The sequence below is a fragment of the Rhizobium sp. 10N427 genome, from assembly GCF_056394605.1.
Genome location: NZ_JBFTID010000002.1, coordinates 20,699 through 43,890, shown reverse-complemented (window position 1 = coordinate 43,890; position 23,192 = coordinate 20,699). Strand labels below are relative to the sequence as shown.

General features: G+C 61.2%; 28 protein-coding genes. 19 read left to right on the top strand and 9 right to left on the bottom strand.

The window, feature by feature from the left end; translation table 11 throughout:
• Window positions 1-3 precede the first annotated feature (3 nt).
• From AC1DIJ_RS04655 to AC1DIJ_RS04615, 9 genes are all read right to left on the bottom strand, one after another.
• Window positions 4-921 (bottom strand): DUF2303 family protein, encoded by a 918-nt coding sequence (locus tag AC1DIJ_RS04655; RefSeq protein ID WP_477831241.1) that lies wholly within the window; start codon window positions 919-921, stop codon window positions 4-6.
• 32 nt (window positions 922-953) lie between these two features.
• On the bottom strand, window positions 954-1,292 hold the full coding sequence (locus AC1DIJ_RS04650; protein ID WP_477831240.1) for a hypothetical protein: 339 nt from the start codon (window positions 1,290-1,292) through the stop codon (window positions 954-956).
• A 21-nt stretch (window positions 1,293-1,313) separates the two neighbouring features.
• The gene (locus AC1DIJ_RS04645) at window positions 1,314-1,829 is read right to left on the bottom strand and encodes a single-stranded DNA-binding protein (protein WP_477831239.1); all 516 of its coding nucleotides are present in this window, start codon (window positions 1,827-1,829) and stop codon (window positions 1,314-1,316) included.
• Entirely contained in the window at window positions 1,829-2,053 is a 225-nt protein-coding gene (locus tag AC1DIJ_RS04640) for a hypothetical protein (RefSeq protein WP_477831238.1), read from the bottom strand. The genes AC1DIJ_RS04645 and AC1DIJ_RS04640 overlap by 1 nt, the downstream gene beginning before the upstream one ends.
• Window positions 2,053-2,406, bottom strand: a complete 354-nt coding sequence (locus AC1DIJ_RS04635) for a hypothetical protein (protein ID WP_477831237.1) — start codon at window positions 2,404-2,406, stop codon at window positions 2,053-2,055. The genes AC1DIJ_RS04640 and AC1DIJ_RS04635 overlap by 1 nt, the downstream gene beginning before the upstream one ends.
• Window positions 2,403-3,110, bottom strand: a complete 708-nt coding sequence (locus tag AC1DIJ_RS04630; protein ID WP_477831236.1) for a hypothetical protein — start codon at window positions 3,108-3,110, stop codon at window positions 2,403-2,405. The genes AC1DIJ_RS04635 and AC1DIJ_RS04630 overlap by 4 nt, the downstream gene beginning before the upstream one ends.
• Window positions 3,107-3,778: a hypothetical protein gene (locus AC1DIJ_RS04625; RefSeq protein WP_477831235.1), complete on the bottom strand. Its 672-nt coding sequence runs from the start codon at window positions 3,776-3,778 to the stop codon at window positions 3,107-3,109. Before AC1DIJ_RS04625 ends, AC1DIJ_RS04630 begins: the two co-directional genes overlap by 4 nt.
• Before the next feature lie 59 nt (window positions 3,779-3,837).
• Complete coding sequence (locus AC1DIJ_RS04620; RefSeq protein ID WP_477831234.1) at window positions 3,838-4,041, bottom strand: hypothetical protein; 204 nt, start codon at window positions 4,039-4,041, stop codon at window positions 3,838-3,840.
• 129 nt (window positions 4,042-4,170) lie between these two features.
• Window positions 4,171-4,860 carry a S24 family peptidase gene (locus tag AC1DIJ_RS04615; RefSeq protein WP_477831233.1) on the bottom strand — a complete coding sequence of 230 codons (690 nt, stop codon included), beginning with the start codon at window positions 4,858-4,860 and terminating at the stop codon, window positions 4,171-4,173.
• Between the two features lie 73 nt (window positions 4,861-4,933).
• On the opposite strand from AC1DIJ_RS04615, the gene AC1DIJ_RS04610 reads away from it, so the two are divergent.
• The 19 genes from AC1DIJ_RS04610 to AC1DIJ_RS04520 all read left to right on the top strand — a co-directional run bounded on the left by AC1DIJ_RS04610 (window position 4,934) and on the right by AC1DIJ_RS04520 (window position 23,067).
• Window positions 4,934-5,110 carry a helix-turn-helix domain-containing protein gene (locus tag AC1DIJ_RS04610; RefSeq protein ID WP_477831232.1) on the top strand — a complete coding sequence of 59 codons (177 nt, stop codon included), beginning with the start codon at window positions 4,934-4,936 and terminating at the stop codon, window positions 5,108-5,110.
• A gap of 234 nt (window positions 5,111-5,344) precedes the next feature.
• Window positions 5,345-5,848, top strand: a complete 504-nt coding sequence (locus AC1DIJ_RS04605) for a hypothetical protein (protein ID WP_477831231.1) — start codon at window positions 5,345-5,347, stop codon at window positions 5,846-5,848.
• Between the two features lie 163 nt (window positions 5,849-6,011).
• Window positions 6,012-6,527, top strand: a complete 516-nt coding sequence (locus tag AC1DIJ_RS04600) for a GcrA family cell cycle regulator (RefSeq protein ID WP_477831230.1) — start codon at window positions 6,012-6,014, stop codon at window positions 6,525-6,527.
• Window positions 6,527-9,058: a DNA methyltransferase gene (locus tag AC1DIJ_RS04595; protein WP_477831229.1), complete on the top strand. Its 2,532-nt coding sequence runs from the start codon at window positions 6,527-6,529 to the stop codon at window positions 9,056-9,058. The genes AC1DIJ_RS04600 and AC1DIJ_RS04595 overlap by 1 nt, the downstream gene beginning before the upstream one ends.
• Window positions 9,055-9,498 carry a hypothetical protein gene (locus tag AC1DIJ_RS04590; protein WP_477831228.1) on the top strand — a complete coding sequence of 148 codons (444 nt, stop codon included), beginning with the start codon at window positions 9,055-9,057 and terminating at the stop codon, window positions 9,496-9,498. The genes AC1DIJ_RS04595 and AC1DIJ_RS04590 overlap by 4 nt, the downstream gene beginning before the upstream one ends.
• Complete coding sequence (locus AC1DIJ_RS04585) at window positions 9,495-10,019, top strand: hypothetical protein (protein ID WP_477831227.1); 525 nt, start codon at window positions 9,495-9,497, stop codon at window positions 10,017-10,019. Before AC1DIJ_RS04590 ends, AC1DIJ_RS04585 begins: the two co-directional genes overlap by 4 nt.
• A 3-nt stretch (window positions 10,020-10,022) precedes the next feature.
• Window positions 10,023-10,229 (top strand): hypothetical protein, encoded by a 207-nt coding sequence (locus AC1DIJ_RS04580; protein ID WP_477831226.1) that lies wholly within the window; start codon window positions 10,023-10,025, stop codon window positions 10,227-10,229.
• Window positions 10,229-10,528, top strand: a complete 300-nt coding sequence (locus tag AC1DIJ_RS04575) for a hypothetical protein (protein ID WP_477831225.1) — start codon at window positions 10,229-10,231, stop codon at window positions 10,526-10,528. Before AC1DIJ_RS04580 ends, AC1DIJ_RS04575 begins: the two co-directional genes overlap by 1 nt.
• Window positions 10,522-10,728, top strand: coding sequence for a hypothetical protein (locus tag AC1DIJ_RS04570; RefSeq protein ID WP_477831224.1), 207 nt, complete (start codon window positions 10,522-10,524; stop codon window positions 10,726-10,728). Before AC1DIJ_RS04575 ends, AC1DIJ_RS04570 begins: the two co-directional genes overlap by 7 nt.
• A gap of 26 nt (window positions 10,729-10,754) precedes the next feature.
• Entirely contained in the window at window positions 10,755-12,671 is a 1,917-nt protein-coding gene (locus AC1DIJ_RS04565) for a DNA cytosine methyltransferase (protein ID WP_477831363.1), read from the top strand.
• On the top strand, window positions 12,668-13,912 hold the full coding sequence (locus tag AC1DIJ_RS04560) for a DUF7146 domain-containing protein (RefSeq protein WP_477831223.1): 1,245 nt from the start codon (window positions 12,668-12,670) through the stop codon (window positions 13,910-13,912). Before AC1DIJ_RS04565 ends, AC1DIJ_RS04560 begins: the two co-directional genes overlap by 4 nt.
• Before the next feature lie 5 nt (window positions 13,913-13,917).
• Window positions 13,918-15,738 (top strand): DNA primase family protein, encoded by a 1,821-nt coding sequence (locus AC1DIJ_RS04555; protein ID WP_477831222.1) that lies wholly within the window; start codon window positions 13,918-13,920, stop codon window positions 15,736-15,738.
• 302 nt (window positions 15,739-16,040) lie between these two features.
• The gene (locus AC1DIJ_RS04550) at window positions 16,041-16,838 is read left to right on the top strand and encodes a hypothetical protein (RefSeq protein ID WP_477831221.1); all 798 of its coding nucleotides are present in this window, start codon (window positions 16,041-16,043) and stop codon (window positions 16,836-16,838) included.
• A 171-nt stretch (window positions 16,839-17,009) separates the two neighbouring features.
• Entirely contained in the window at window positions 17,010-17,543 is a 534-nt protein-coding gene (locus tag AC1DIJ_RS04545; RefSeq protein ID WP_477831220.1) for a phage tail protein, read from the top strand.
• 174 nt (window positions 17,544-17,717) lie between these two features.
• Complete coding sequence (locus tag AC1DIJ_RS04540; RefSeq protein ID WP_477831219.1) at window positions 17,718-18,317, top strand: hypothetical protein; 600 nt, start codon at window positions 17,718-17,720, stop codon at window positions 18,315-18,317.
• Window positions 18,314-20,290, top strand: a complete 1,977-nt coding sequence (locus AC1DIJ_RS04535) for a terminase gpA endonuclease subunit (protein ID WP_477831218.1) — start codon at window positions 18,314-18,316, stop codon at window positions 20,288-20,290. Before AC1DIJ_RS04540 ends, AC1DIJ_RS04535 begins: the two co-directional genes overlap by 4 nt.
• Window positions 20,272-21,858 carry a phage portal protein gene (locus AC1DIJ_RS04530; protein WP_477831217.1) on the top strand — a complete coding sequence of 529 codons (1,587 nt, stop codon included), beginning with the start codon at window positions 20,272-20,274 and terminating at the stop codon, window positions 21,856-21,858. The genes AC1DIJ_RS04535 and AC1DIJ_RS04530 overlap by 19 nt, the downstream gene beginning before the upstream one ends.
• Complete coding sequence (locus AC1DIJ_RS04525) at window positions 21,858-22,127, top strand: hypothetical protein (protein ID WP_477831216.1); 270 nt, start codon at window positions 21,858-21,860, stop codon at window positions 22,125-22,127. The genes AC1DIJ_RS04530 and AC1DIJ_RS04525 overlap by 1 nt, the downstream gene beginning before the upstream one ends.
• A 10-nt stretch (window positions 22,128-22,137) precedes the next feature.
• Window positions 22,138-23,067 carry a S49 family peptidase gene (locus tag AC1DIJ_RS04520; protein WP_477831215.1) on the top strand — a complete coding sequence of 310 codons (930 nt, stop codon included), beginning with the start codon at window positions 22,138-22,140 and terminating at the stop codon, window positions 23,065-23,067.
• Window positions 23,068-23,192: the final 125 nt, after the last annotated feature.

Genomic DNA, 23,192 nt, shown 5'->3' with positions numbered 1-23,192 from the left:
CTCCTACGCGCTCATTTCCGGTTCGCCCTGATAGACAGGCAGCTCCGTTTCGGCGGCGGAGCGTTCCATGTCGCGGATCACCTGCTCGGTGATGTAGATGTCCGGGCGGTAGAGTTGGCAGATCCACTTCAGCTGCCCACCGGCGAGGCGGTAGCGCAGCCGCACCGGAATTCGGGCAGGTGCGCCGCTGAAGAAAGGCGGGACCTGAAGGATGAACATGCCGGGGACGTCGATCTTGTTGCCGGAGGCATCGCGGTGCTCTTCCTCGAAGACGATCTGAGCCTCGCCCGATTGCAGAGATACGGCATTCTTGACCTTGGCTTCGGAGTTGACCTGCAGACCTTTGGAAAGAGAGACGAGCTCGTTCGGGAAAGCGACGCGGAAGGAAAACTTGTGCCGCCAGTCTTCTTCCTCGAGCGTGTCAGGCGCGGCGAGATCCATGATGCGATCTTCGATGAACTCCGCGAACTGCACCTGAGGCAGGAGCTGGCCGTTGATCTCGGTCCACGCCTTCCAGCTGTCAGACAGCGGGAACTGATAATGAATACGGTGCTTCCCATTGTCGGCGGCGCCATCACTTCCCCTGCTGTGATAATCGATCACGGCCGTCAGCGACGGCTGGCGCCAGTCGGTATCGGCAAAGATGACAGAGTCCTCGGTCTTGTGGCGGCCGACGAGGTGGATGAAGCTTTCAAGCGTCGTCACCTCAGCCGTCCCGCGCTTGCGGTCGGGCGTCAGGCGCCACTCTTCGGCGAGCGCCTTGAGGCTGGATGCCTTGCCAGTTTTCGGGTCCAGCAATGCCGGAAAGAAAGATGGCAGGCCCTTTGCCTGGCCGGGAACCGTGATGCTCCCGATCTGAAACTGGCTGTCCTTTGCGAGATCGGCGATCTCCCTGACTGCGGGTGCTGTAAGCTGGTCCATGCTGGCGTTCCTTCGTTGCTGGGGAGGGGAAGTCAGGCGCGATCGCGCACTTCGCGGGGCTGGCCGAACATGTCCTGCTGCTGCGGATGTTCAGTCGAAAGTTTGCCTCCTTCGGTGATCCAGTAGGCGGATGACTTGAAGCTGCGCTTCGGCGTCTTGGCGGCGACATCGGCATTGATGGTGATCATGCCGTTTGCCACTTCGAGCTTTAGCTTGAGGGTGATTTCGCCCTTGAATTTCACCTTCGGGTTCTCATTGCTCATATCGAGCAGCTCGACGAAGGTGGCATCGCAGGTCTCCGTCAGCCGCTCGTTGAGCTCACCGGCTTCGAGCATGCCGATCAGCGCTTGGCCGTTCTGGATAAGCTTCATGAAATGGATCCTCTCGGGTTGTCAGCGCCATTCCGGCGCAAAGGGAATGTCGTCATCGAGTTCGCGGCTGAAGTTGGCGGGCTGGCCGGGCGAGCCGCCGCCGAAACTCTGCGTGCGCGATGCGCGATCCTCGTCGAGGCCGTAGTCGGAAGCGCCATCGCCGCCGGCGCGGTAGCCGGAGCCTTCGCGCTTATCGAGAAGCTGGATCGAGCCGCCGAAGCCCTGCAGCACCACCTCGGTCGAGTAGCGGTCCTGGCCTTGCTGGTCCTGCCACTTGCGCGTCTGCAGTTGGCCTTCGACGTAGAGCTTCGAGCCCTTCTTCACGTATTGCTCGATGATCTTGCAGAGCGGCTCGGCGAAGACGACGACACTGTGCCATTCGGTCTTCTCGCGCCGCTCGCCGGAGTTCCTGTCGCGCCAGGTCTCGGATGTCGCGAGCCGCAGCGATGCGATCGGCCGACCGTCCTGGGTGCGGCGGATCTCGGGATCGGCGCCGACATTGCCGATGAGGATCACCTTGTTGACGGAACCGGCCATTATGCAGCTCCCTCCGTCTTAGAGTTCAGCGACTTCCAGGCGACGCAGCCAAAATCGTATTTGGTTTCGAGGTCTGCCGGGTGCTCTCTGCCGAGCCGGACGCTCGTAGCGGCAGCGCGACGCTCCGGAGTGTCATTGTCGTTGGACGCGTAGAAGCAGACGCCCCAGACACCGTCCGAATTCATCCAGTTGGTGCAATTCTCGCAACGCCGCTGAGAAGCCATCAGTTAGTCTCCTCTGCTCCGACTTGCCGCGTCTCGGTGCCAACCAGCAGCAGGGCTAGGAAAGCGCTGGCGAGCAGCAGTTGACCGCCGCTTTCGGTGCGGGCGCGCGGATCGCCGTCGATGATGCGGCGAGCGAAACGCTCGACGGTCACAAGGTCGGCGGGCGCGACGACGAAATCGTTGGCCTGATCGAGCAGGGCGACGGCAGAGACGCCGAAGGTCCGGGTAAGCTGGCTGCCGATTTTGGCAATACCCGCTGGCATTTCGCCGGAGGCGTTGGTCAGCACCAGTTTGCAGCCGGAGCGCTCGAAGCTCTGGTCGATCACGTGGCAGGGAAGAGGTGTCTTGCTCACAGCGTCAGCTCCAGTGTGCCGCGGTGGGCGGCGTTGCAGGCGGCGGCCTCGTAGAAGCGGTCTTCACCAATCAGACGCTTGAAGCACTCGACGAACGCCTCTTCGGCCTTCATTGGTCCCCACGGCTTGATCAGTTTCAGATCACCGCGGAACTTCGGTTTAGGGAACCGGTCGACGGGATAGAACTCAATGGCTCGCGGGCCGCAGAGTGCGCGGGCCTCTTCCGCCGCCATGCGCTTGTCCATGGCGCGGACCAGCGCGCGCTGGCTGTTAGTCCAGACGGCGGGCAGGGGCAGGCCGGCGGCGCCATAGATCGCCTCGTCCCAGGCGCCCTTCACCAGATCGACAATGCGGCGGTAGAGCGCCGCAGCCTTCGGATCGGTTTCGCGGATCGTCGCCTCGATGAGGTTCATCGACGGCTCGATATTGTCGCCGAGCAGGCCTTCATGGGCGTCGTGCAACAGGAAGAGCGATGCGGTTCGGCTGTCGGCGCCTTCGTTGAGCAGCGCTTCGGTGCCCATGACGCAATGCTGCGCGACCGAAAAGGCCGTGCCGATCCGGCTACCGGCAAAACGCGGGATGACGGATAGCTTTGCGGCGATTTCGGCGAAGTTGATTTCTGCCGCCTGCGGGGCGGCGAGATCCATGAGCGAGCCATCGGCCCGGAAGGACGGAATAGGAGAAGATGCCAGGCGAGCCGTCATCGGCGGGCATCCCAGGCGATCTGCTGGTCGAGGCTCTTCAGCGTGAAGTAGCTGTGAACGCCAAAGTTGGCGAGCGAGAGGATCGCGCCCGCCCAGGCGAAGCAGCAAAACGCGGCGACGGCCCAATAGGGCAGACGTGAGCGCTTGCTGTCGATGCGGATGATCTTCTGAGGCTCGACGCGGGCGCCGAACGGCGTGAAGTAGTCGACTTCGGGTCTATTGCTTTCCCGAAATTCAACTGCATTATCCGGTCCAGAGTTGCTATCGCTGGAGGCTACATGAACCGCTTGATTGCCAGGGTCGCCGTTGCTGCATTTCTTGCTGCCGCGGGCGAAGCGAACGCCGACGACGGCCGCGACAAGGTGATGGTAAAGATGGCGGATGTTATCGCCATCCAAAAGCTTTGCCCAACGCTTAGGCCTGTAAAGAAGGTGATGGTTGTTGCGATCGCCGCTTTCAACATTGATCTGAGCGAAGGGTCGCGCGACAGCGTGCGATTGATGGAGCTTACTAGGGAGAAAATCGGTCTCCTCAATGCAAATGGCGGCCGTGAGATGGCTTGTGCGACCGGTGTCGCGCTCTATGGTCCTCAAGGACTGAACGGCGCCAACATGATGGAGCCCAACTGACGCCCTCATCCCGTCGCGTACGAAATCGTTATTTTTCATGAGAAAGCCCCTTCGGTTCGGATATGGCCGCGCGCAAAGGCGGGCCATGCCGGAACCGATCAGGCCAGGCGGCGGATACGGCGCCGGTCGGCGATACCCTTGGCTTCGAGGGCGTAGCGGGTGATCTGGCGGTCGCTGAAGTCTTCGCGAAGTTCTTCGCGGGTGCAGCCCGGATGGCTGAGCATGAAATTCGACATTTCGAGCGCGATATCGCGACCGATGACGGTAGCGGAAGTGGCTGCGCAGGGATGGCTGGACAACATTGACGGCTCCATTGTTAAGGCCATCAAAATGTGCACTACGCACATCGCAAAGTCAAACACAAAGTGCAAAAAGCACACTGGCGACGTTTTTAGCCGGCAGTGTGCTTTTTGTTTCAAAGGCTTAGAGAATCACTCTCGCATTACAGCGTAGACAACGCGGCCAAGGATCGCGACGATATCGTCGTCTCCAGTACCTTCCTCGATTGAGATCGGTGCTTGGTAGCGTGGGTCGTCGGACTCGGGAACAAGCCAATACTTGCCGTCTTCGTCCACATGAAGAAGTTTAACAGTGTGTTCGGCTTCACCGCCGACGCGCCTGCGCTCGACAATGTACCTTTTGCCTGCGCGCGGCTCCTCACGGGTTTCTTCGACGTTGGTGAAAACTAGGACAGTTCTCTCCGCGTATCGACGGTTCATAGACGGGCCTTTGGTCTCTCCGGCGTGAAGAGTAAACCCGCGATACTCAATGTCGTCAGGTACGTAGACCGAGTACTGGTCGTGTTCGTCCCACTCCCATGTTTCCGCAAAGACGCCCGCCTGGATATGGGCGGCCACTACAACTCGCCGCAATCCTGCGACCTGATGGATCTCTCCAGGCCCGTTTCCTTCGCCGGTGAGAAGCCACGCTTCGCTGACGCGGTAGGCTTTCGCGTAGGCCGAAGCTGCCCTCGAAATGCCCCGCGTGCCGTTTTCGTGCTGGGCATACGCGTTGTAGTTCCAGCCGAAAAAAAGGGCGGCTTTCTTTGCCTCGTCAAACCCGCGGGCTATCCGAGCTTGTTCGAGCCGCTGCGCGGGTTCGGGGCGATCGTCGTATTCCATAGTGTGCATTTTGCACGAAACTGATGTGCGTTTCGACTTGACAGGATGATGTGCGTTATGCACATTACAGGATATGGATAAGGTTGCCGACATCAAAGAACTCCGTGAGAAGCTGGGCTGGACGCAAGATCGCTTGGCCGACTACCTCGGCGTGGATCGTTCGAGCGTCTCAAGAATGGAGAATGGGCAACCCCCAAGTGGACCTGTCGCTCGACTTCTTTCCGCGCTCACAAAGGAGGCGGTTGAATGATCGCCTCGACGAGGTTCCTCCCGGTGCTGATGACTGCCAGCGCCAACTCAGGCCGGAGCGCGACGACCTCCAAGCGCTCCGGCCGCCTTTTGTTGAATTTTCGAGTTCGAAACCCATGCGATCCTCCGTGATCTGCTGACGGGCTGAAACTCACATTTTCGAATTCTTCCCACCACGGGAAAACACGCCGGGATTTCCCGGCGCGGGAAACCTTTTGTGCTTCGCGAGGCGACCATGAACGACACAATGACGAATGCCTGGTTTCACCGGCTGAAGGCCGCAAACCGCATGCTGATCAAGCTGAACGGCGGGATCGAAGCGTCGGCGGAAATCACGTCGCTTTCCAAGAGCCAGATTGGCCGCTGCCACAGCGACACGGACACCGAGCTGCTTCCGCTTCCGGCCGTCATGCGCCTCGAAGCCGAGTGCGGTAACTTCGCCGTGACGCGGGCGCAGGCCGAACTGCATAGCTGCAAGCTCTCCGACCCCCGCGAGAGGGTCGCCGATGGCGCTTGCGTCATGGGCGAAAGCTTCGAACTGACGCGGCGCTTCGCCGCCTACCAGCAGAATTCGGCACTTGCGTTCTCGGACCTGAAACTGACGCGCGCCGAAGCAGCCCAGGCGATCAAGGATATCCAGTCGGTCATGGAGAAGGCAGCGGAACTGCTGCAGATTTATGCCGGCGTGCTTGCCGAAGGCGGTACCACGACGGCCAAGCTGTCCGTCGTCGGGGAGTGATGCCGATGGAGCGCCTCCGCTGCGGATCCCGGCCGCCCGCGAAAACGAAGAAGCCGGTCACATCGTTCGAATGCCCCGAATGCGCAAAGGTCTTGTCGATCGGCGAGATCGCTGAAGGCTACTGCCCGAACTGCGGCAACATTCGGCCGCGCGAGGTGCGGTCATGAGCTACTGGACCGAGGCACGTATGGAACACGCCGCCAAGCTCTGGCGCGACGGCCTGTCGGCAGCAGCCATCGCCACGAAGCTCGGCGGTGTCAGCCGAAACGCCGTGATCGGCAAGGTGAACCGCCGTCCCGATATCTTCGCGCCGCGGCGGGAAAAGCAACAGCGCAAGGTCGAGCCTCGCCCAAAGGAGACGAAGCAGCACGCAGCGCGCCCGAAGGCGACGGCTGGACTATTTCGTGCTCCGGCGAAGGTCGTCGAGCCCGCCACGGCTCCCATCTTCGCACCGGCGCGCAAGCCCGGCCTCTATCGCCATCGCGGCCTGCCGATCAAAGGGACAGGTTCGGTCCCGTTTGCACTGCTCGGTACCTTCCAGTGCTCCTGGCCGTTGACGGATTTCGAGGACGCTGGTGGTCCCGAGATGCCGTGCTGCGGGCGTCCGCGACGCGGCGGGCTCGTGCCCGACAGCAGCTATTGCCTTGAGCATGCCGCCGTATCGAGGGGCGCGGCCTGATGGATTACGGTGCGTTCCTGCATGCGAAGATCCAGATGGCGCCTGAAGGCGGCTTCGTGGTTACGGATGACGAGATCAATCCGATCCTCAAGCCGCATCAGCGGGCGGTCGTCATCTGGGGCTGTGCCGGTGGGCGCCGCGCCATCTTTGCCGCCTTCGGCCTCGGAAAATCGGTCATCCAGCTGGAGATCCTGCGGCTGGTGTTGAAGCGTTTCGGTGGCCGCGCGCTGCTAGTTATTCCACTTGGCGTCCGGCAGGAATTCCGCCGCGACGCCGCAATGCTCGGGATCGAGATCGCCTTCATCCGCTCGCTGCTCGAAGCCGGTACCGACGGCATCTACATGACGAACTACGAGACCGTGCGTGACGGCAAGCTCGATCCCCGCCATTTCACGGCCACCAGCCTCGACGAGGCGTCCTGTCTGCGCGGCTTCGGCGGCTCGAAGACCTTTCGCGAGTTCATGCGGCTCTTCGACGGTGTCCGGTACAAGTTCGTGGCCACGGCGACACCAAGCCCGAACGAATTCATCGAGCTGCTCGCCTATAGCGCCTTTCTCGAAGTCATGGACATCGGCCAGGCGAAGACGCGGTTCTTCAAGCGAAACTCCGAAAAGGCCGACACGCTCACCATCCATCCCCACAAGGCCCGCGAATTCTGGCTGTGGGTGGCAAGCTGGGGTCTCTTCGTCGAGCGTCCATCCGATCTCGGCTTTTCCGACGAGGGCTATGACCTTCCGGAAATGGTCGTCAACTGGCACGAGCTGCCGGCCGATCATTCTGCCGCAGGTGCTGAGAGAAACGGGCAGGGCCGTCTCCTGCGCAACGTCTCGGCTTCGCTGGTAGAAACCGCCCGCGAGAAGCGCGACAGCCTGCCAGATCGCGTCGTCAAGATGCTGGAGCTTCGGGCCGAAAATCCCGATGCGCACCGGCTGATCTGGCATGATCTCGAAGCCGAGCGCCACGCGATCGAGGCGTCGGTACCGGGCGTTCGTACGGTCTACGGCAGCCAGGAGCTCGACGAACGCGAGCAGACGATCATCGATTTCTCGGAAGGCCGAATTCAGGAGCTCGCCGGCAAGGCCTCGATCATGGGGTCGGGCTGCAACTTCCAGCGCTTCTGCTCCTGGGCGATCTTCATGGGCATCGGCTTCAAGTTCAACGACTTCATCCAGGCCGTCCACCGCATCCAGAGATTCCTGCAGACGAACACCGTTCGCCTCGACCTGATCTACACCGAGGCCGAGCGCCCGGTGCGCGACAGCCTGGAAGCCAAGTGGCGCCGCCACATCGAACAGAGGGCTGAGATGACCGCGATCATCAAGGAATTCGGGCTGTCGTCGGCGGCGATGGCGGCAACCCTGTCGCGCGCCATGGGCGTCGATCGCATCGAGGTGAAGGGCGAGGGCTTCCGGATCGCCAACAATGATTGCGTGATGGAATGCAAGTCGATGGCCGACAACAGCGTCGACCTGATCGTCACCTCGATCCCGTTCTCGACGCAATACGAATATTCCCCGAACTATGCCGACTTCGGCCATACCGACGACAATGCGCATTTCTGGGAGCAGATGGATTTCCTGATCCCCGAGTTGCTGCGCGTGCTGGCACCGGGCCGTATCGCCGCGATCCACGTGAAGGACCGGATCGTGCCGGGCGGGATGACCGGGCTCGGCTTCCAGACGGTCTATCCCTTCGCCGACGATTGCACCGCGCATTTCCGCAAGCACGGCTTTGCCTTCCTGTCGCGCAAGACGATCACCACCGATGTCGTTCGCGAGAACAACCAGACCTACCGGCTCGGCTGGTCCGAGCAATGCAAGGACGGCAGCCGGATGGGCAACGGACTGCCGGAATATCTGCTGATCTTCCGCAAGCCGCCGAGCGATGCGTCGAACGGCTATGCGGACAAGCCCGTCAGCAAGAGCAAGCGCCAGTGGTCGGCCGAGGCCTCTGCCTGGTCGAACGAAGCCGGGTATAGCCGCGCACGCTGGCAGCTCGATGCCCATGGCTACGAGCCATCGTCAGGAAACCGGTTGCTCAGACCGGAGGAATTGCTCGGGCTGGAAGCTAGCCAGATCTTCAAGCTCTGGAAGGCATTTCAGCTGGATAGCATCTATGACTTCGAGCATCACGTGAAGGTGGCCGAGGCGCTTGAGGAACGGGGCATGCTGCCTTCGACCTTCATGCTGCTGCCGCCGCATTCCAAGCATGACGACGTCTGGACCGATGTCACGCGGATGCTTTCGATGAACACGCTGCAAGCCGCAAAGGGCCGCGAGTTGCATCTCTGCCCGCTGCAGTTCGACATCGTTGATCGCGCCATCCTGCAATATACCGAAGAGGGCGAGACCGTTTTCGATCCGTTCGGGGGCTTGATGACGGTGCCTTACCGGGCGCTGAAATGGAACCGCCGCGGCGAGGCCGTCGAGCTCAACTCCGCCTATTTCATGGACGGCTGCAAGTATGTCGAGGCGGCGGCACGCGAGCGCGCGATGCCAAGCCTTTTCGACCTGATGGAGGCGGCCGAGTGAGCGAAGCCATCCATCTCTTTGTCGCGACTGACGATGCTTTCCGGGCCGCCTATGACGTCGTCGGAGTGCATCTCGTCGAGGTGCCGCCGTTTGTGCACATCGTCACCAAGGCTGACGATATCAGAAAGTTGCCGATGGGCGTGCGCTGCCTTGGCTGCTGGTTTGCCTGGGGCGCCCGCGAACATGACGATGTGCAGCTTGCCTGGCAGGAACGCCGCGATCAGGGCGGCATCGAAGGGGTCACGGTCACCTTTCTCGAAAAACTTGACGAGTGGCGCGCCAAGCGGGCGGCAGCCGAGGCGAGGATCCTCGCTGAGGTTCTCGGCGACCGCGACGCGCCCGTCATGAGCTTCTCCGAATTCTCCAATGCGCAGGCCGCGGCTCATGCCGAGCCATCGGCCGCTGTTGTTGTGCTCCCCAGAAAAACGAGGTGGTCATGAGTTTCGCTCCCGAATTCGGGCTTGCGCCCGTCGTTTCCAAGATCGACCTGGCGGCGATGAAGCCGCATACGCGCAGCGAGTGCATGGCGCTGATGCGCGAGGCCGGTCTCTCGGCCGAGCAGATCGCGCGGCCGCTGAACGTGCGGCCGGAGGTCGTCAACCGCATCGCCGACGCTCGTCATGGCTTCCAGCTGCCGAAGGTCGTTCTTGCCGGCGAGCAGCAAGACGAGGACGACGATCAGCCAAAGCGGCGCGACGACGGGCTGCCGCGTGGATGCTTCATCATCCTGAAATTTGCGGCGGAACGAAACTTCGAATTTGCGCTCAGCAAGGACGGTCTGTCGCTGGAGCTTGGGGTCGCGCTGAAGGTGATCGACGCCGGCATGACGCGGCTTCTCGACGACGGCTACATCCTGAAGCTTCGCGCTGGTATCGGCGGCAAGCCGCCTGTCTATCGCGTCACCGAGCGCGGCGAGCAGATCGCCGCGGCGGTCTTCAATCTTGCAGCGGCTGAGGCATGACGCATGCTGTCCGATTCGATCAGGCAGATGCGCGAGAGCATGAAGCAGGACGGTTCCTCGACCGGACTGCTGCTGACGCTGCATGCCTTCGAGATCGAGGCGCGCAACATGGAAGACCGGCTGCATCTTCTGCTCGGCACGCCGCACATTGCGCTCGACGGCAGTCTCATCTCCGCGCCGGAGCCGCTCGACCTGACGGGTGCGGCATGATGCGGGAGAAGAAGACGAAGGTCATCCTGATCGTCGCCCCCGGTGTCATGGAGCGGGCCGAAACGCTGAAGGCGTTTGGCCTCGATGCCAGCCGGGAAGGGCTCCGGTACATCGACAAGGCCTACGGCCTGCGCGGCTGGTCTCGCGGCACGGCCTACCTCGCCATGAATTCCGGCACCTGGTCGACGGAGCGGGGCGTCGAGCTCGACCAGGTGCTGACGGCGCTGACGCGCAAGGGCGACCTTCGCATCGCCAACGAACGCGATCTCGCGCATCTCAAGAAAGAGGCATCATGCTGAGCAAGGCAGATCCGAGGCGTTCGACCTCGTCAGCGATGAGCGGAAAGATCGACGAGCGTCAGGCTCTCGCTGCCATCGTGCTCTGGAATTCCGGTCAATTCGACACGCTTGATATCAGCCGCGTGCTCGGCGTCGGCGAAGATGCCGTCTGCCGGACGTTGCACGCGGCGCGCCATGTCGCAGCGGGAGCGCGCGCATGACCTCCATGCCCACACTCTTCGACGGCATGTCGATCGATGACATCCATTCATTTGCTGAACAGCAGGGTTGGGCGGAACCGATCATCTTCGACAGTTTCGCAGGCGGTGGCGGGGCTTCCGAAGGGATCAAGCAGGCTCTCGGCCGTTCGCCTGACTACGCGATCAACCACGATGCCAATGCCCTCGCTCTTCATGAAGAAAACCACCCCGAAACGATTCATCTCTCCGAAAATGTCTGGAAGGTCGATCCGCTCGACTACCTGCGTGGACGGCATGTGGGGCTCGCCTGGTTTTCTCCGGACTGCAAGCATTTCTCAAAAGCGAAAGGCGGCAAGCCGGTCTCGCGGAACATCCGCGACCTCTGCTGGATCATTCCCGGTTGGATCGAGCGTATCCAGAAAAGCGGCGGCAAGGTCGACGTCGTCATTATGGAAAACGTCGAGGAGTTCAAGGATTACGGGCCGCTGATCGAGACCGATCGTGGCGAGATGCCAGATCCTGCACGCAAGGGCGAGACGTTCCAGAAATGGTGCAAGAAGCTTCGTGGCCTGGGTGCAAAGATCGAGATGAGGCAGCTCCGCGGTCGAGACTACGGCGCGCCGACCATTCGCAAGCGGCTTTTCATCATCATGCGCTTTGACGGCCAGAAGATCGTCTGGCCCGAGCCGACGCACGGCGATCCGAGCAAGGATCCGGACGTTGCTACCGGCCGGAAGCTTCCGTGGCCGATCGTTGCCAACTGCATCGATTGGAGCCTCCCATGCCCATCGATCTTCGATACGGCCGAAGAGATCATGCAGAAGTACGGCCTTCAGGCGAAGCGTCCGCTGGCAGCTGCTTCCCATGCGCGTATCGCGCGCGGACTGGACAGGTTCGTCATTCGTGCGCATCGGCCATTCCTCATACAGACGGGATATGGCGAGCGCGCCGGGCAGAATCCGCGCTGCATGAGCGTCGAGGGGCAATTGGGGACAGCGGTAGCAGGAGGCGTCAAGCAGGCTCTCGTGATGCCGTCCATCCAGCGTTTCAACACCGGTGCTGTTGGCTGCGACATGTTCGATCAGTTGCCGACAGTCACGGCGAACAGCTTCATCAAGCGTCCCGGTGGTGCGGCGCCGCTCGGTCTTCTCGCTCCGGTCCTCACCTATGCACAGCAAGGTGGTGCGAACAGGCCGGCTGACGGACAGCTACAGACGGTCACCGCAAGCGACAAGGACCAGAACTCGGTGATGTGCGCATTCATGGCGCAGCACAACAATGACAGCCGCCGTATCGGTGGCGTCAACCCCGGCCGGCCCGTCGACCAAGCTCTTTCGACGATCACGCAATCCGGCAGCCACCAGCAGGTTGCTGCAGCATATATCGCCCGGCAGTTCGGAACCTCGACCGGTCATCGCATCGACCAGCCTTTAGCCACGACGATGGCAGACGGCCAAGGCAAGAGCCAGCTGATCATGCCATATCTGCAGTCCTACTACGGGACCGGTGAGGGCTCGCGTGAAGACGAGGCGATGCGCACCGCAACCGTCAAGCCGAGGCATGGGCACATCGAGGCAATAATCGACGCGCCGCCGTTCACCGAAGCGCAGGCCGCGCGGGCTCGGCAGGTGGCGGACTTCATGCGATCGCACGGCCTCTGGGACGATAGCGAGTTCGTGACGGTCGACATTTCCGGCTACGCCTTCGTCATCGTTGATATCGGCATGCGAATGCTGACACCTCGTGAACTCTATACCGCTCAGGGCTTTCCTGCCGACTACAAGATAGATGGCGGTTACGATCACGCGCGTATCGGTCACAATGGCGGCCCGCTTTGGGTGCCGTTCTCGAAGGCGGTGCAGGTTTCATGTGTCGGCAATAGCGTCTGCCCGCCGGTTGCAAAGGCGCTGGTCGCGGCGAACTGCAATCACCTGGCCGTGGTCGAGAGGCGGGCGGCAGCATGAGCGACCCCATCATTGACGAATTCGTGCTCAATGCGCAGCGGGTTTCCGTCACAGAAGCGGCAATCCGGCTCGGCGTTCCGTACCCGAAAGGTGAGACAAAAGGCTGGTCCGCCGACCGTGGACAGGCGTGCCCGCGCTGCGGCGGCACGGATCGGTTTTCGATCAGCGGCAGCAAGGAAGCGTGGAATTGCCGCAACTCGCAGACCGGTGGGCGCACAGGCATCGGCTTAGCGGGATACCTGCTCCGTCTCGATCTGCAAACCCGGTCCGGCTTCCTTGAAGCATGCTCCGCCGTGCTCGGCGAGCCGGTTCCCGATGGTGCAGGAGAGACGCCCGACGATCGTGCCCGCCGCGAAGCGCGGATTGCGGAAGGGCGCGCACAGGTCGAGGCGGATCGCGCCGATCGGGAGCGTGGTCAGAACGATTACCGCGACCGTGAAATGCAGCGCGCACGCGGCATATATTTCAACGCGCAGGAGTGCCTCGACGAGACGCTCTACGGCGCGCGGATGATCCGGGCCTACCTGAAGCGCCGCACCGGCTATTTGGTTCCTATGGAGACGTTCTTCAATCTGCGCTTCGACGGCCGGCACACCTATTGGCAGGGAAACGACGAGTTCGGGCGGCCGTCGTCGATCCATTCTGGACCTGCGATGATCGCCCCCTTCGTGACGCTCGACGGCGCGGTGACGGGCTGCCACGAGACCTGGATCGACATGCAGAACGCGCCGAAATTCCGTCCGGATCTCGGCGTCGATGCCAAGGGCGTCAAGCTGACGACCAAGAAGATGCGCGGGACCAAGAAGGGTTCGTTGGTCCCGGTTATTGGCGACATGACTGCCCGCCGCTGGGTGGGTGGTGAAGGTATAGAGACCGTGGTTGCCGTCGCCGGCTTCGAAGGTTTCCGCGCCGACACCTTCTATTTCGCGGCCGGAGATCTCGGCAACATGTCCGGCCCGGCCGATCGCGGCAGGGGCAAAAGCGTCAGCCAGACGGTCGGCGGCAAGAAGGTGCCTTTCTGGCCGGTACCAAAAGAGGATCAGCAGCCGGACGAAGCGATCCAGCTTGCGGGTCACGTTTCGTCGCTTGTGCTGCTCGCCGACGGCGACAGCGAATTCTATTTCACGGCCGCTGCCATGGCCCGGGCGAAATCCCGGCTGTCGGCACCGGGCCGAGAGATCAGCATCTGGTGGCCTCCGCAGGGCGCGGATTTTGCTAGTCTTCTTTCTGAAAGGGCATGAGGGGAATGCAGGACAATCTATCGCCGGCCATGCCGGACGGTCTCCGCGATATCATCCAGGAGGCGATGATACAGCGCGGTACCGACCCCGAAACCCCACCGGTCCGAGACGAATCGGACCAGACCCTCGACGACGCGCCTCCCATGCCGCCTGGCGAGGAATTGCAGGCGACCCTCGAATACTGCGCAGGGCTTGATCATTCCGATACCGACAACGGCAAGCGCCTGCTGAAGCATTTCGGGCGGGATCTTCTCGTCGTCAGCCAGGAGAAGGCGAAGCAGGCGCTGTTCGGCGTCTGGACCGGTACGCATTGGGACATCGCGAACGGCGGCCCAAAGGCGCTGGCGATCGCGCAGCAGCTCGGCGATCGCATCGCGCAAGAGCGGCATTGGATCAAGCCAACGCAGTCCGAACAGGAAAAGATCGACGCCGGTAAAGCGGCGGCCGAGATGGAAGAGCGCGGCGAGGACGTCGAGGTCGGAAAGCGGAGATTGATCGCTGCCCGCGAGAAGGCGCTGGAAGCTTTCGGGAAGCGTGTCAAGCGGCGGATGGACCATGCCGTATCCTCGAAGAACATCGCGCGCATGAACGCGGCCATGGCCTGCGCGGCGCCACATATCATCAAGGCGCCCGACGAGCTGAACGCCGACCGCATGCGGTTTGCGGTACAGAACGCCACGATGCGCTTCGAGCGGCAGCTGGAGCGCCGGACCAATCCGAAATTCGTCAGCCGGCAGGAAACGCCGAATGTTCCCGAGACGATCGATGTCTGCATCGAAGCGAATGTGAAGATCACGAAGGGGCATCGGCGTGAGGATCTGATCACGCATATCGCACCCGTCCGCTTCGAGCCGAAGGCGTCTTGCCCGCGTTGGGTGAGATTCCTCGAGACGATGCTGCCAGACCCGGCGGTGCGCCGCCTGGTGCAGGTGTCTTCTGGCCTCGGCCTCGTCGGCATCACGGTGCAGTATCTGTTCTTCCACTATGGCGACGGCGCCAACGGCAAATCGGTCTACATGGAAACGCTCTGCCGGTTGCTGGGCGAGGTCGCAGTGACCCTGCCGGCGACCAGCCTGATCGGCGAGAGCGGATCGTCAGGCGGTGCATCGCCCGATCTGGCGCGACTGCTCGGCCGCAGGCTGCTGCGCGTCAAGGAGCTGCCAGAAGGCGAAGACCTCAAGGAAAACCTCGTCAAGGAGTTGACTGGCGGCGAGACGATCACCGCGCGTGACCTGTTTGCGGGATACATGGACTTCGACCCGATCTTCGTCGTCATCATGAGCGGCAACGGCTATCCGAAGATTTCTGGCAACGACGATGGCATCTGGCGGCGTATGGCCGTCGTGCACTGGCCGGTCAAGGTGCCGGAAGCCGAGCGTCGCGATTTCGAAGAGATGCTGAACTATTTCCGGCCCGAATATCCCGGCATCCTCAATTGGCTGATCGATGGCGTGAAGATCTACCTGAAGGAGGGGATCGTCATCCCTGATGCCGTTCGCGAGGCAACGCAGGAATATCGGGACGACATGGACCGGACATCCGCTTTCGTCGCCCGCTGCGTCGTTAGGGATCCCGACGCCGAGCCGGTCCAGTCGAAGGTGCTCTACGGCGCCTATTGCCGCTTCACCGAAGACGAAGGTGGACGGCCGATGAGTTCGACGGCCTTCGGCCGCGCCATGGCGAAGAAATTCAAGAAGGAGACCTCGGGCTATGTCTTCTACCTCGGCATCCGCTTGCGTGACGTTCCCATGCCGCATCGAGACGATACACCCGAGCCGCCGCCCGGCCGCTTCGATGACGATGCACCGTTGCCGGAGATGTACTGACATGCCCCGTAACCCCACCCGTCACCGTCTGCACCCTCCAGATTTGGATAGTTCGGATAGTTTCTTCGAGGGTTCTTGGAGGGTTCAGCGGGGGTATGGGGGAGCAAAATCAATGGCTTGGAGAGTTCGGAGGGTTTTCGCGTGCGTTATAACAGGAAAATCGGGGGAAGGGGTTCGATCAATAAATTTATCAATGTAAGGCGAAAAAACCATCTGAACTATCTAACTATCTGAAAACAATAACAATAACTCTCCAGAAACTATCCAATCAACTATCCAGACTATCCAAAAGGGAAATGAAGATGAAAAAGCTATCGATTGAACAGTTTCTGACCTGGGCTTTTACGCAGGAGCTGTGCAAGGTCGGGTCTGGAAGCGGCGGCAGTTTTGTGAGCGGATCGTCCTGGGAGATGGTCAGCGAATTTTTCACACTCGGCACGATGATCGACCGGTCTCCAAACCACTACGGCGTGATCCCCGATTTCGTAACGGCCCAGACTGATCCGCATCCGGACGCGGTTGTTGCCGGCAATGCCGTTCGCCGTCTGGCTGAACGTGGCGGGTTTGAAATCGGATCGGGTTGGTCGCCATTTCCGGAATGGAGCGATGATCGAGGATTGATCGCCGTGGAAGTCCAGAGCGCCGTCGAGGCGCTCGTCCTGAAGCGCGACGCTCTCAACGGAAAGCACGTCGTCAACCTGGTGATCAGCTGCGCGATCCTCGGCAAAGGTCCAGATTGGCATGCTGACCGTCCGGATGAGGCTGAGGTTTCGGTGAAAGGCAAGCCGCGGTGGTTTGTAATGCTGAGCGCAAAGGACGGCTTCGGGCGTTCCTATCGCTATGAGGCGGATGGATACGATCGCAAAAAGCAGCGTCCCGTGCGCGGCGCTTACCGGAAATACGCGTTGGCATCGTCCCTGCGAGGCGCAATTCTGTCCCGCCTTGACTGGCAACTCTGGCAGGACGCGCTTAGTACTCTGCACTCCGAGCTTCGTCACGAGCTGAAGAATACCGAATTACTGCCTTTCGTGCCGGATCGGGCGCCCTGGGTAACGCAGAAATTTTCCAGCACTTCGGCGCAAGCCTCTGAAATTGCGTGATCTTATTTTAGAAAACAGGCATTGCGGTGCGGCAGAAGGTTGACATACAGTAAGCACACTGAAAAAGATTAGATGACCCGCTCGGCAACGCCCGGCGGGTTTTTCGTTTCCAGCTAATGGAGGCGGTCATGAATTCCGCCGCTGTAATGGCGGCAAATCCCGGAAAATGCGATGACAGAAGTTCGATTTGACGCGAGTGAGATCGAGCATTTGTCAAGGGCAATTGCCAATCTGCCGGGCCAGATCAAGACGAAGGCTATGGCCAGTGCCATGCGCCGGATGCGTGACATGGCTCGGACGCGGGTCGTACGTCGCAGCGCAGAACGAACGGATCTTCCTGTCCGAAAGGTGCAGGCTCTCACAAAAGCGTTCTTCAATGCTGGTGGCAACACGATCGAAGTCATCGAGAGATCGGGATGGATACCGCTCGCCGATCTCGGAGCAACGCAGACCGCTAATGGCGTTCGGGTACGCGGCCGAGGATCGTATCGATCGGCCTTTCTGGCACAGATGAAAAGCGGTCACCGCGGGGTGATGAAGCGCGTGGGTAAGGCTAGGCTTCCAATCCGTGAGCTATTCGGCCCGAACCCGGCTCATGACGTGACCAACAACCCGGACGAGTTCGTCCAGGTGCTTGCCGAACTAATTGAGGATAGCCTGGCGCCTCGTGTTCTTCATGAACTGGATCGGCTCTTGCCCAGGTGATCCTCGAAGGTCGGTGAGGCCGGCCGGGGGCACCCCCCCGGTCAAGGGACCGTACAAACGATCTGACCGCCTGCGGGCCGGGGCGACCCCGGGATCGCGTCGGATTTTTTGCTGAAAACTTTGGGTTAACGGGGTTAACGCGGTTAACGCCAGAGGAAACGGGTTAACGCGGCGATGACCGACGAAAAGCTGGTCATGTGGTCGATCGCGCAGATCGCCGAACGGGACGGGGTTTCGAAGCCTGCGGTCTCGAAGGCGGTTAAGAAGCTGACGGATGACCGGCCGGACACGCCAGTGCAGCGCGATCCGCAAGGGCGCGTCATGCTGGTGTCACTGGCGCACTATGACGAATACCGCCAACGCTTCGTGAACCCGGCCAAGGCGACAGCGCCGATCCGATCGGTGCAGTCGATGTCGGGCACGGTTCCGCTGGATCCGAGCGACAGCTTCGATGAGGCCCGCCGGCAGAACGAGTGGCTGAAACTCGGGCGCGAGCGCATCAAACATCAGGAAGACCTGAAGCAGCTTATCCGCAAGGACAAGCTCGACGAGGCCAACCGCCACGTCGCTCGGGAAATTCAGAACATCGTAAAGCGCCTCCCGAACTACGCGGACCAGTTGGCGCTTGCTGTTTCGAAGGAAGGCGTCCACGGCGTTCGTGTTCTTCTTCGGAGCGTCGCGTTCGAGCTCGGCAATGCCATCGCTGATCGGCTCGTCGCCGTGTCGTCGGAAGCGCCCGAGACCGACGCTGTTATCGAGGAAGAGGAAGCGTGAACGCTCATCCCGGTGCGCTACAGTTCCAGGCGCGTAGCCTGGCAGCGGGCATACGCCCGACACCGCCGCTGCCGTTCCCGGTTTGGTTGCCACAGAACATCGTTCTCGTCGACGGCGCGCGAAAGGGAGAATACTGGTCGGTCGAGGATGGGCCGTACCTGCTGGAGATCGCAGAGTGCCTCAGTCAGGAGCATCCCTGCAATCGAGTATCGGTGCGAAAGGCCCAGCAGACCGGTGTGTCCATCCTTGCTTTGTCGTGGATGCTTTACATCGCCGAGATGTGCCCGGACAATGCCCTCTACGGCGCACCCGGCATCGACCTTCTGCAGGATCTGAATAGCGGCAAGTTCCAGCCGCTGATCGACACCTGGCAGGAAAAAACAGCCAAACGGGTCATCGATGCTTCCGGCTCGACGACCTACACGAAGAAAATCGGCCAAGATACGTTCATCTATCTTGGGAACGCGAACACCAAGAAGGATCTGTCGGGCAAGACCTGCCGCTACGGTGTCAAGGATGAGGTCTCGAAGTGGGAACTGTTTCCTGACGGATCCGATCCCGAAACGCTCTTCTTCGGCCGCTTCACCGCGTTTCGCCGGCAGAAGACCTACAAGATCCTTGAGCTATCCACACCGGAGCTCGACAGCGGCGATCCGATGGGCGAAGGCCCCGGTCACTGCCGGATCGACAGGTCATTCCGGCTTTCCGACCAGCGGTTCTGGCACATCAAGTGCCCGGAATGCGGCCACGAGATGGTGCAGCGCGACGACCTGCTTGTGATCGATCGACAGCATCCGCATCGCACGACGATGCGCTGCGTCGACTGCACGCACCAGATCTCGGAAGCCGAGCGGGTTCATGCGGTTCGCGCCGGCCGTTACATACCAACGCTATCCGGCCCGGACCGCCACCCTGGCTTTCACGTCGACGCGTTCATGTCGCTGATGATGTCCTACGAGGCCATCGCCGAAGACAAGATTGCGTCGGAAGGAAAGGGAGAGAGCGGCGCGAAGGACTATCACAATCTGGTTCTGGCCTTGCCGTACCAGATGAAGGGCAATGCGCCGGATTATGTCCGGTTGATGGAGCGCCGCGAGGACTACGCTCCGGATGTTATTCCGGCCGGGGGGCTGGTGTTCACCGCCGGTGCCGACGTCCAGTCGCACGGCATCTACGTCGAGCTCGTGGCGTTCGCGGAAGACCGCCAGACGTGGACAGTCACTGCATTGTATCTGCCCGGCGCGACGGAGAACCCTCAAGAGGGAGCTTGGCTGCTTCTCGACGAGGTCTTTCAGCGCGAGTATCCCGACGCTTGGGGCGTACTGCGGCGGCTCGATGCTTTGGCCGTCGACGCGGGATACCGCACCAATCAGGTGTTGGAGTGGTGCCGTCGCCGTCCAGGCACTTTCGCTGTGAAGGGTGAGCCGGGTCGCGGAAGACCTGCGATCAGCCAGCCGCAACGCAAGTCGATCACCAAGAAAGGTAAGCGAAAGCGGTTCGGCTCGACGATGTCATGGCCGGTCGGTACCTGGGCGCTGAAGGCTGAGTTTTATGGCAACCTTCATAAGAAGGGGCTGGCTGCCGGCGAGGGAACCGACCCGCCCGGCTATTGCCACTTTCACAAGGAGCTCGGCGAGGAATTCTTCAAGCAGATCACCGCCGAGAGCTTCGTCCAGAAGATCCAGCGCGGCAAGTTGTTCGAAGAGTGGATGCCGCTACGCGTCGACAACCACTGGCTCGACTGCAGGATCTACGCAATGGCGATCGCCGAGCATCTTGGATTGTCGCGAATGTCGCCGGCTGAGTGGGCTGCTCTGCGAAACGAGCGAGAGCCTGCCGTGGAGGCGGACATGTTCTCTCCGGCGCCAGTAAAGATCATGGCCGCCTCACAGCCGGTGCCCGTTGCAGTCCCGCAGCAGCCACTTCCAGAGAAAAAACAGGACACTGAAAATCGATGGAAGAAGCGCAAGTAAAGCCGAGGATCCGGGTGAAGGCAGGCAGCAGCGCCGGCTATCTCCGAGACTCTCAGTCCGGCGTCATCGCTGCGCGCCCTGCATCGCTGCGCGAGCATCGTGATGATGTCCGGCGCTCGTGGTGGCGCGCGGCGGGTCTGGCGATGGATCTGCTGCAGAACAGCGGTCGGCTTCGTGGTGTGGCAGACCAGATCATCGCTGACACGGTCGGTGTTGAGCTCACATTGAACCCGCAACCCGACCTTTCGAGGTTTGGTTACGATCAGAAAGAAGCGGCCGAATGGATTAGCCTCGTAAAGGCCCGCTTTAAGGTCTGGGCGTGGAACCCGGCGGAGTGCGACTTCCGGGGAAAGTTCACGTTGGCCCAGCAGACGGATGTCGGCATTCGCAACTGGTTGGCGTTCGGCGAGAGCCTTGGCGTTGTCAGCTTCATGCCAAGGGCGCAACGTCGCCGTTATGGCATCAAGACCGGCACGAAGTTCCTGCTTTTCTCTCCGCAGAAACTTGTGCAAGACACCAACGAAATCGAGGGGATTTATCAGGGCGTCATCCATGATGCGAACGGCCGTCCCTCGCACTACCGCTTTCAGGAGCGGGAGGCTGGCATTGTCGTCAAACGCGACTATGCCGCTCGCGACGCTGATGGTCGGCAGCTTGTCATGCATGCCTTCGATCCTTTCTCGGCCGAAGACGTTCGCGGCATCACGGTGCTGGCCTCGACCTTCCGCAAGTATCTGATGGGCGAGAACCTCGACGAGGCGACGGCACAGATGGCATTCCTGCAGACCATCTACGCGATCATCCTCACGAGCGACCGGCCGAGCGCCGACGCTTTCGAAGCGTTGGAAAACCTGAAGGAACTCGGCGCCAAGGATACCGACGGCCTCGCGGATGACTTCGCAAACTATTTCCGCGCCCAACTTGATCGGGCCGCGGAATCGGAAATCAGGATGGGAGCAGGCGCCGGCGTCTCGCATCTGGCACCTGGAGAAAAGCTCGGCATAGAGACGGCCAAGGTTCCCGGCCGGGACTATTTGCCTTTCGCCGCGGCGCTTCATCGCGAGACGGCTCGCGCGCTCGGTGTCACCTTCGGCGGCTACACGCTCGACTACACGGCGGCGACCTATGCTTCGACCATGATGGAGAATGCTTCCATCTGGCCGATCGCGACGCGGCGGACCGATCGCATCGCCGCGCCACATGTGCTTGTGCCTTACGCAAGCTGGCTCGACGAGATGATCGGTGAGGGCGAGATACCCTTCAAGGGCGGCGCCGAGGTCTACCAGGCCAACCGTGATGCAATCCTTTGGGCAATCTGCCTCGGGCCATCGAAGCCGACCGCTGACGACGAGAAGGCGGCGAAGGCTTCGACGGAGAGGATACTGAACGGCACGAGCTCGATCGATGTCGAGGCCTCGGCCAATGGTCAAGATGCGGAAGAGATCTTCGAGAGCAACATCCGCTGGCACCAGCGCTACACGGAGGCGGGCATGCCGTCACCCTTCGTACGCAAGACCGGTAGCGAGCCTGCCAAGAAGGACGGCCAATCGGCCAAGGAAAAAGCCTGATGGCGACGATGGTCAAGATCGACGGGCAATTGGTCGACATCGAAGATCCCTGCGCCCTTGCGACGGCGCTCCGGGGCGTCCGCTACAAGCGCCTCTCCGGCGGGCAAATCGAAGAAAGCGAGATCCGGTCCCCGGTGATGCATCAGCGGATCAAGGTTGCGTCATCGACGCTCGCGCAGCTCGATGCCGAGATCAATCGGCTCGACGATCTCTGCCGCAAGAAAAACGGTCAGTGCCGCGTTGGGCGGCGCTGGTCCTTCAGATATTGAGGTCGAGGCCATGAGCTTAGCATTTGGACACGTTGCGCAGCGGCTTTTCGACACGCCGCTCATGTACGACGAAAGGAAGGCGGAAGCTTTCCTGCGGGGCCTTGGGGGCCGGATCGCCGGAACTGACGTCGTCATCGCAAACTCGGTCGGCGCCATTGATCATGTCGCGTTCCAGAACGGTAGACCATCCGCAGGCAAGCTCGGCGACCGGACGGGGCGCATCTACCAAGCGGCCGGTGTGTTGCCGTTCTATGTAATCGACAGCGTCGCGGTCATTCCGATCGAAGGCAGTCTTGTTCACAAGGGCGGCTGGCTCGGGTCGAATTCCGGGCAGACCTCTTATCAGGGCCTCCAGACACAGATCGCTGCAGTCCGGCAGGCCGGGAAGATCGGGCGGATCAAGGGTGCGGTCTTCGAGGTAGACAGCTTTGGCGGCGAAGTGAACGGCGCATTCGAGACCGCCGCTGCAATGGCGGAACTCTCGAAGGAGATGCCGACAATCTCGATCCTCACTGATTTTGCTTATTCGGCCGGATATCTGCTCGCCTCGCAGTCGCGTCAGATCATCATGCCGGAGTTCGGTGGCGCGGGATCGATCGGCGTCATCATCCTACATGCCGACTATTCTGAAGCGCTGGAGCAGTCCGGCATCAAGGTCACGATCGTTCGGGCCGGGAAGAACAAGGCCAACGGAAATCCGTATGAGCCGCTTCCCGATGATGTTCTCGCTCGCTGGCAGCAGCAGGCGGAAACAATGCGGGGCAAATTCGCCGAGACCGTCGCAAAGGGACGCCGCGGGAAGATCACCAAGGCGAAGGCGATGTCGACCGAAGCCGATGTCTTTGAGGCCAGCGACGCACTTTCCATCGGTCTCGTCGACGCGATCGGCGATCCGAGCGCAGCATTCGACGCCTTCCTAAAGGCAGTCAACCGGAGCTGAAACCATGAACAGTTTGCTTGCATCGATCCATGCCGCTCTGCGGCCTGGAGCGGAAACCTATTCCCCTGACGAAGGGGATGTCACCGGCGCTGAGGCGTCTTCTGAAGCGCCTCCCTCGGGGGCAA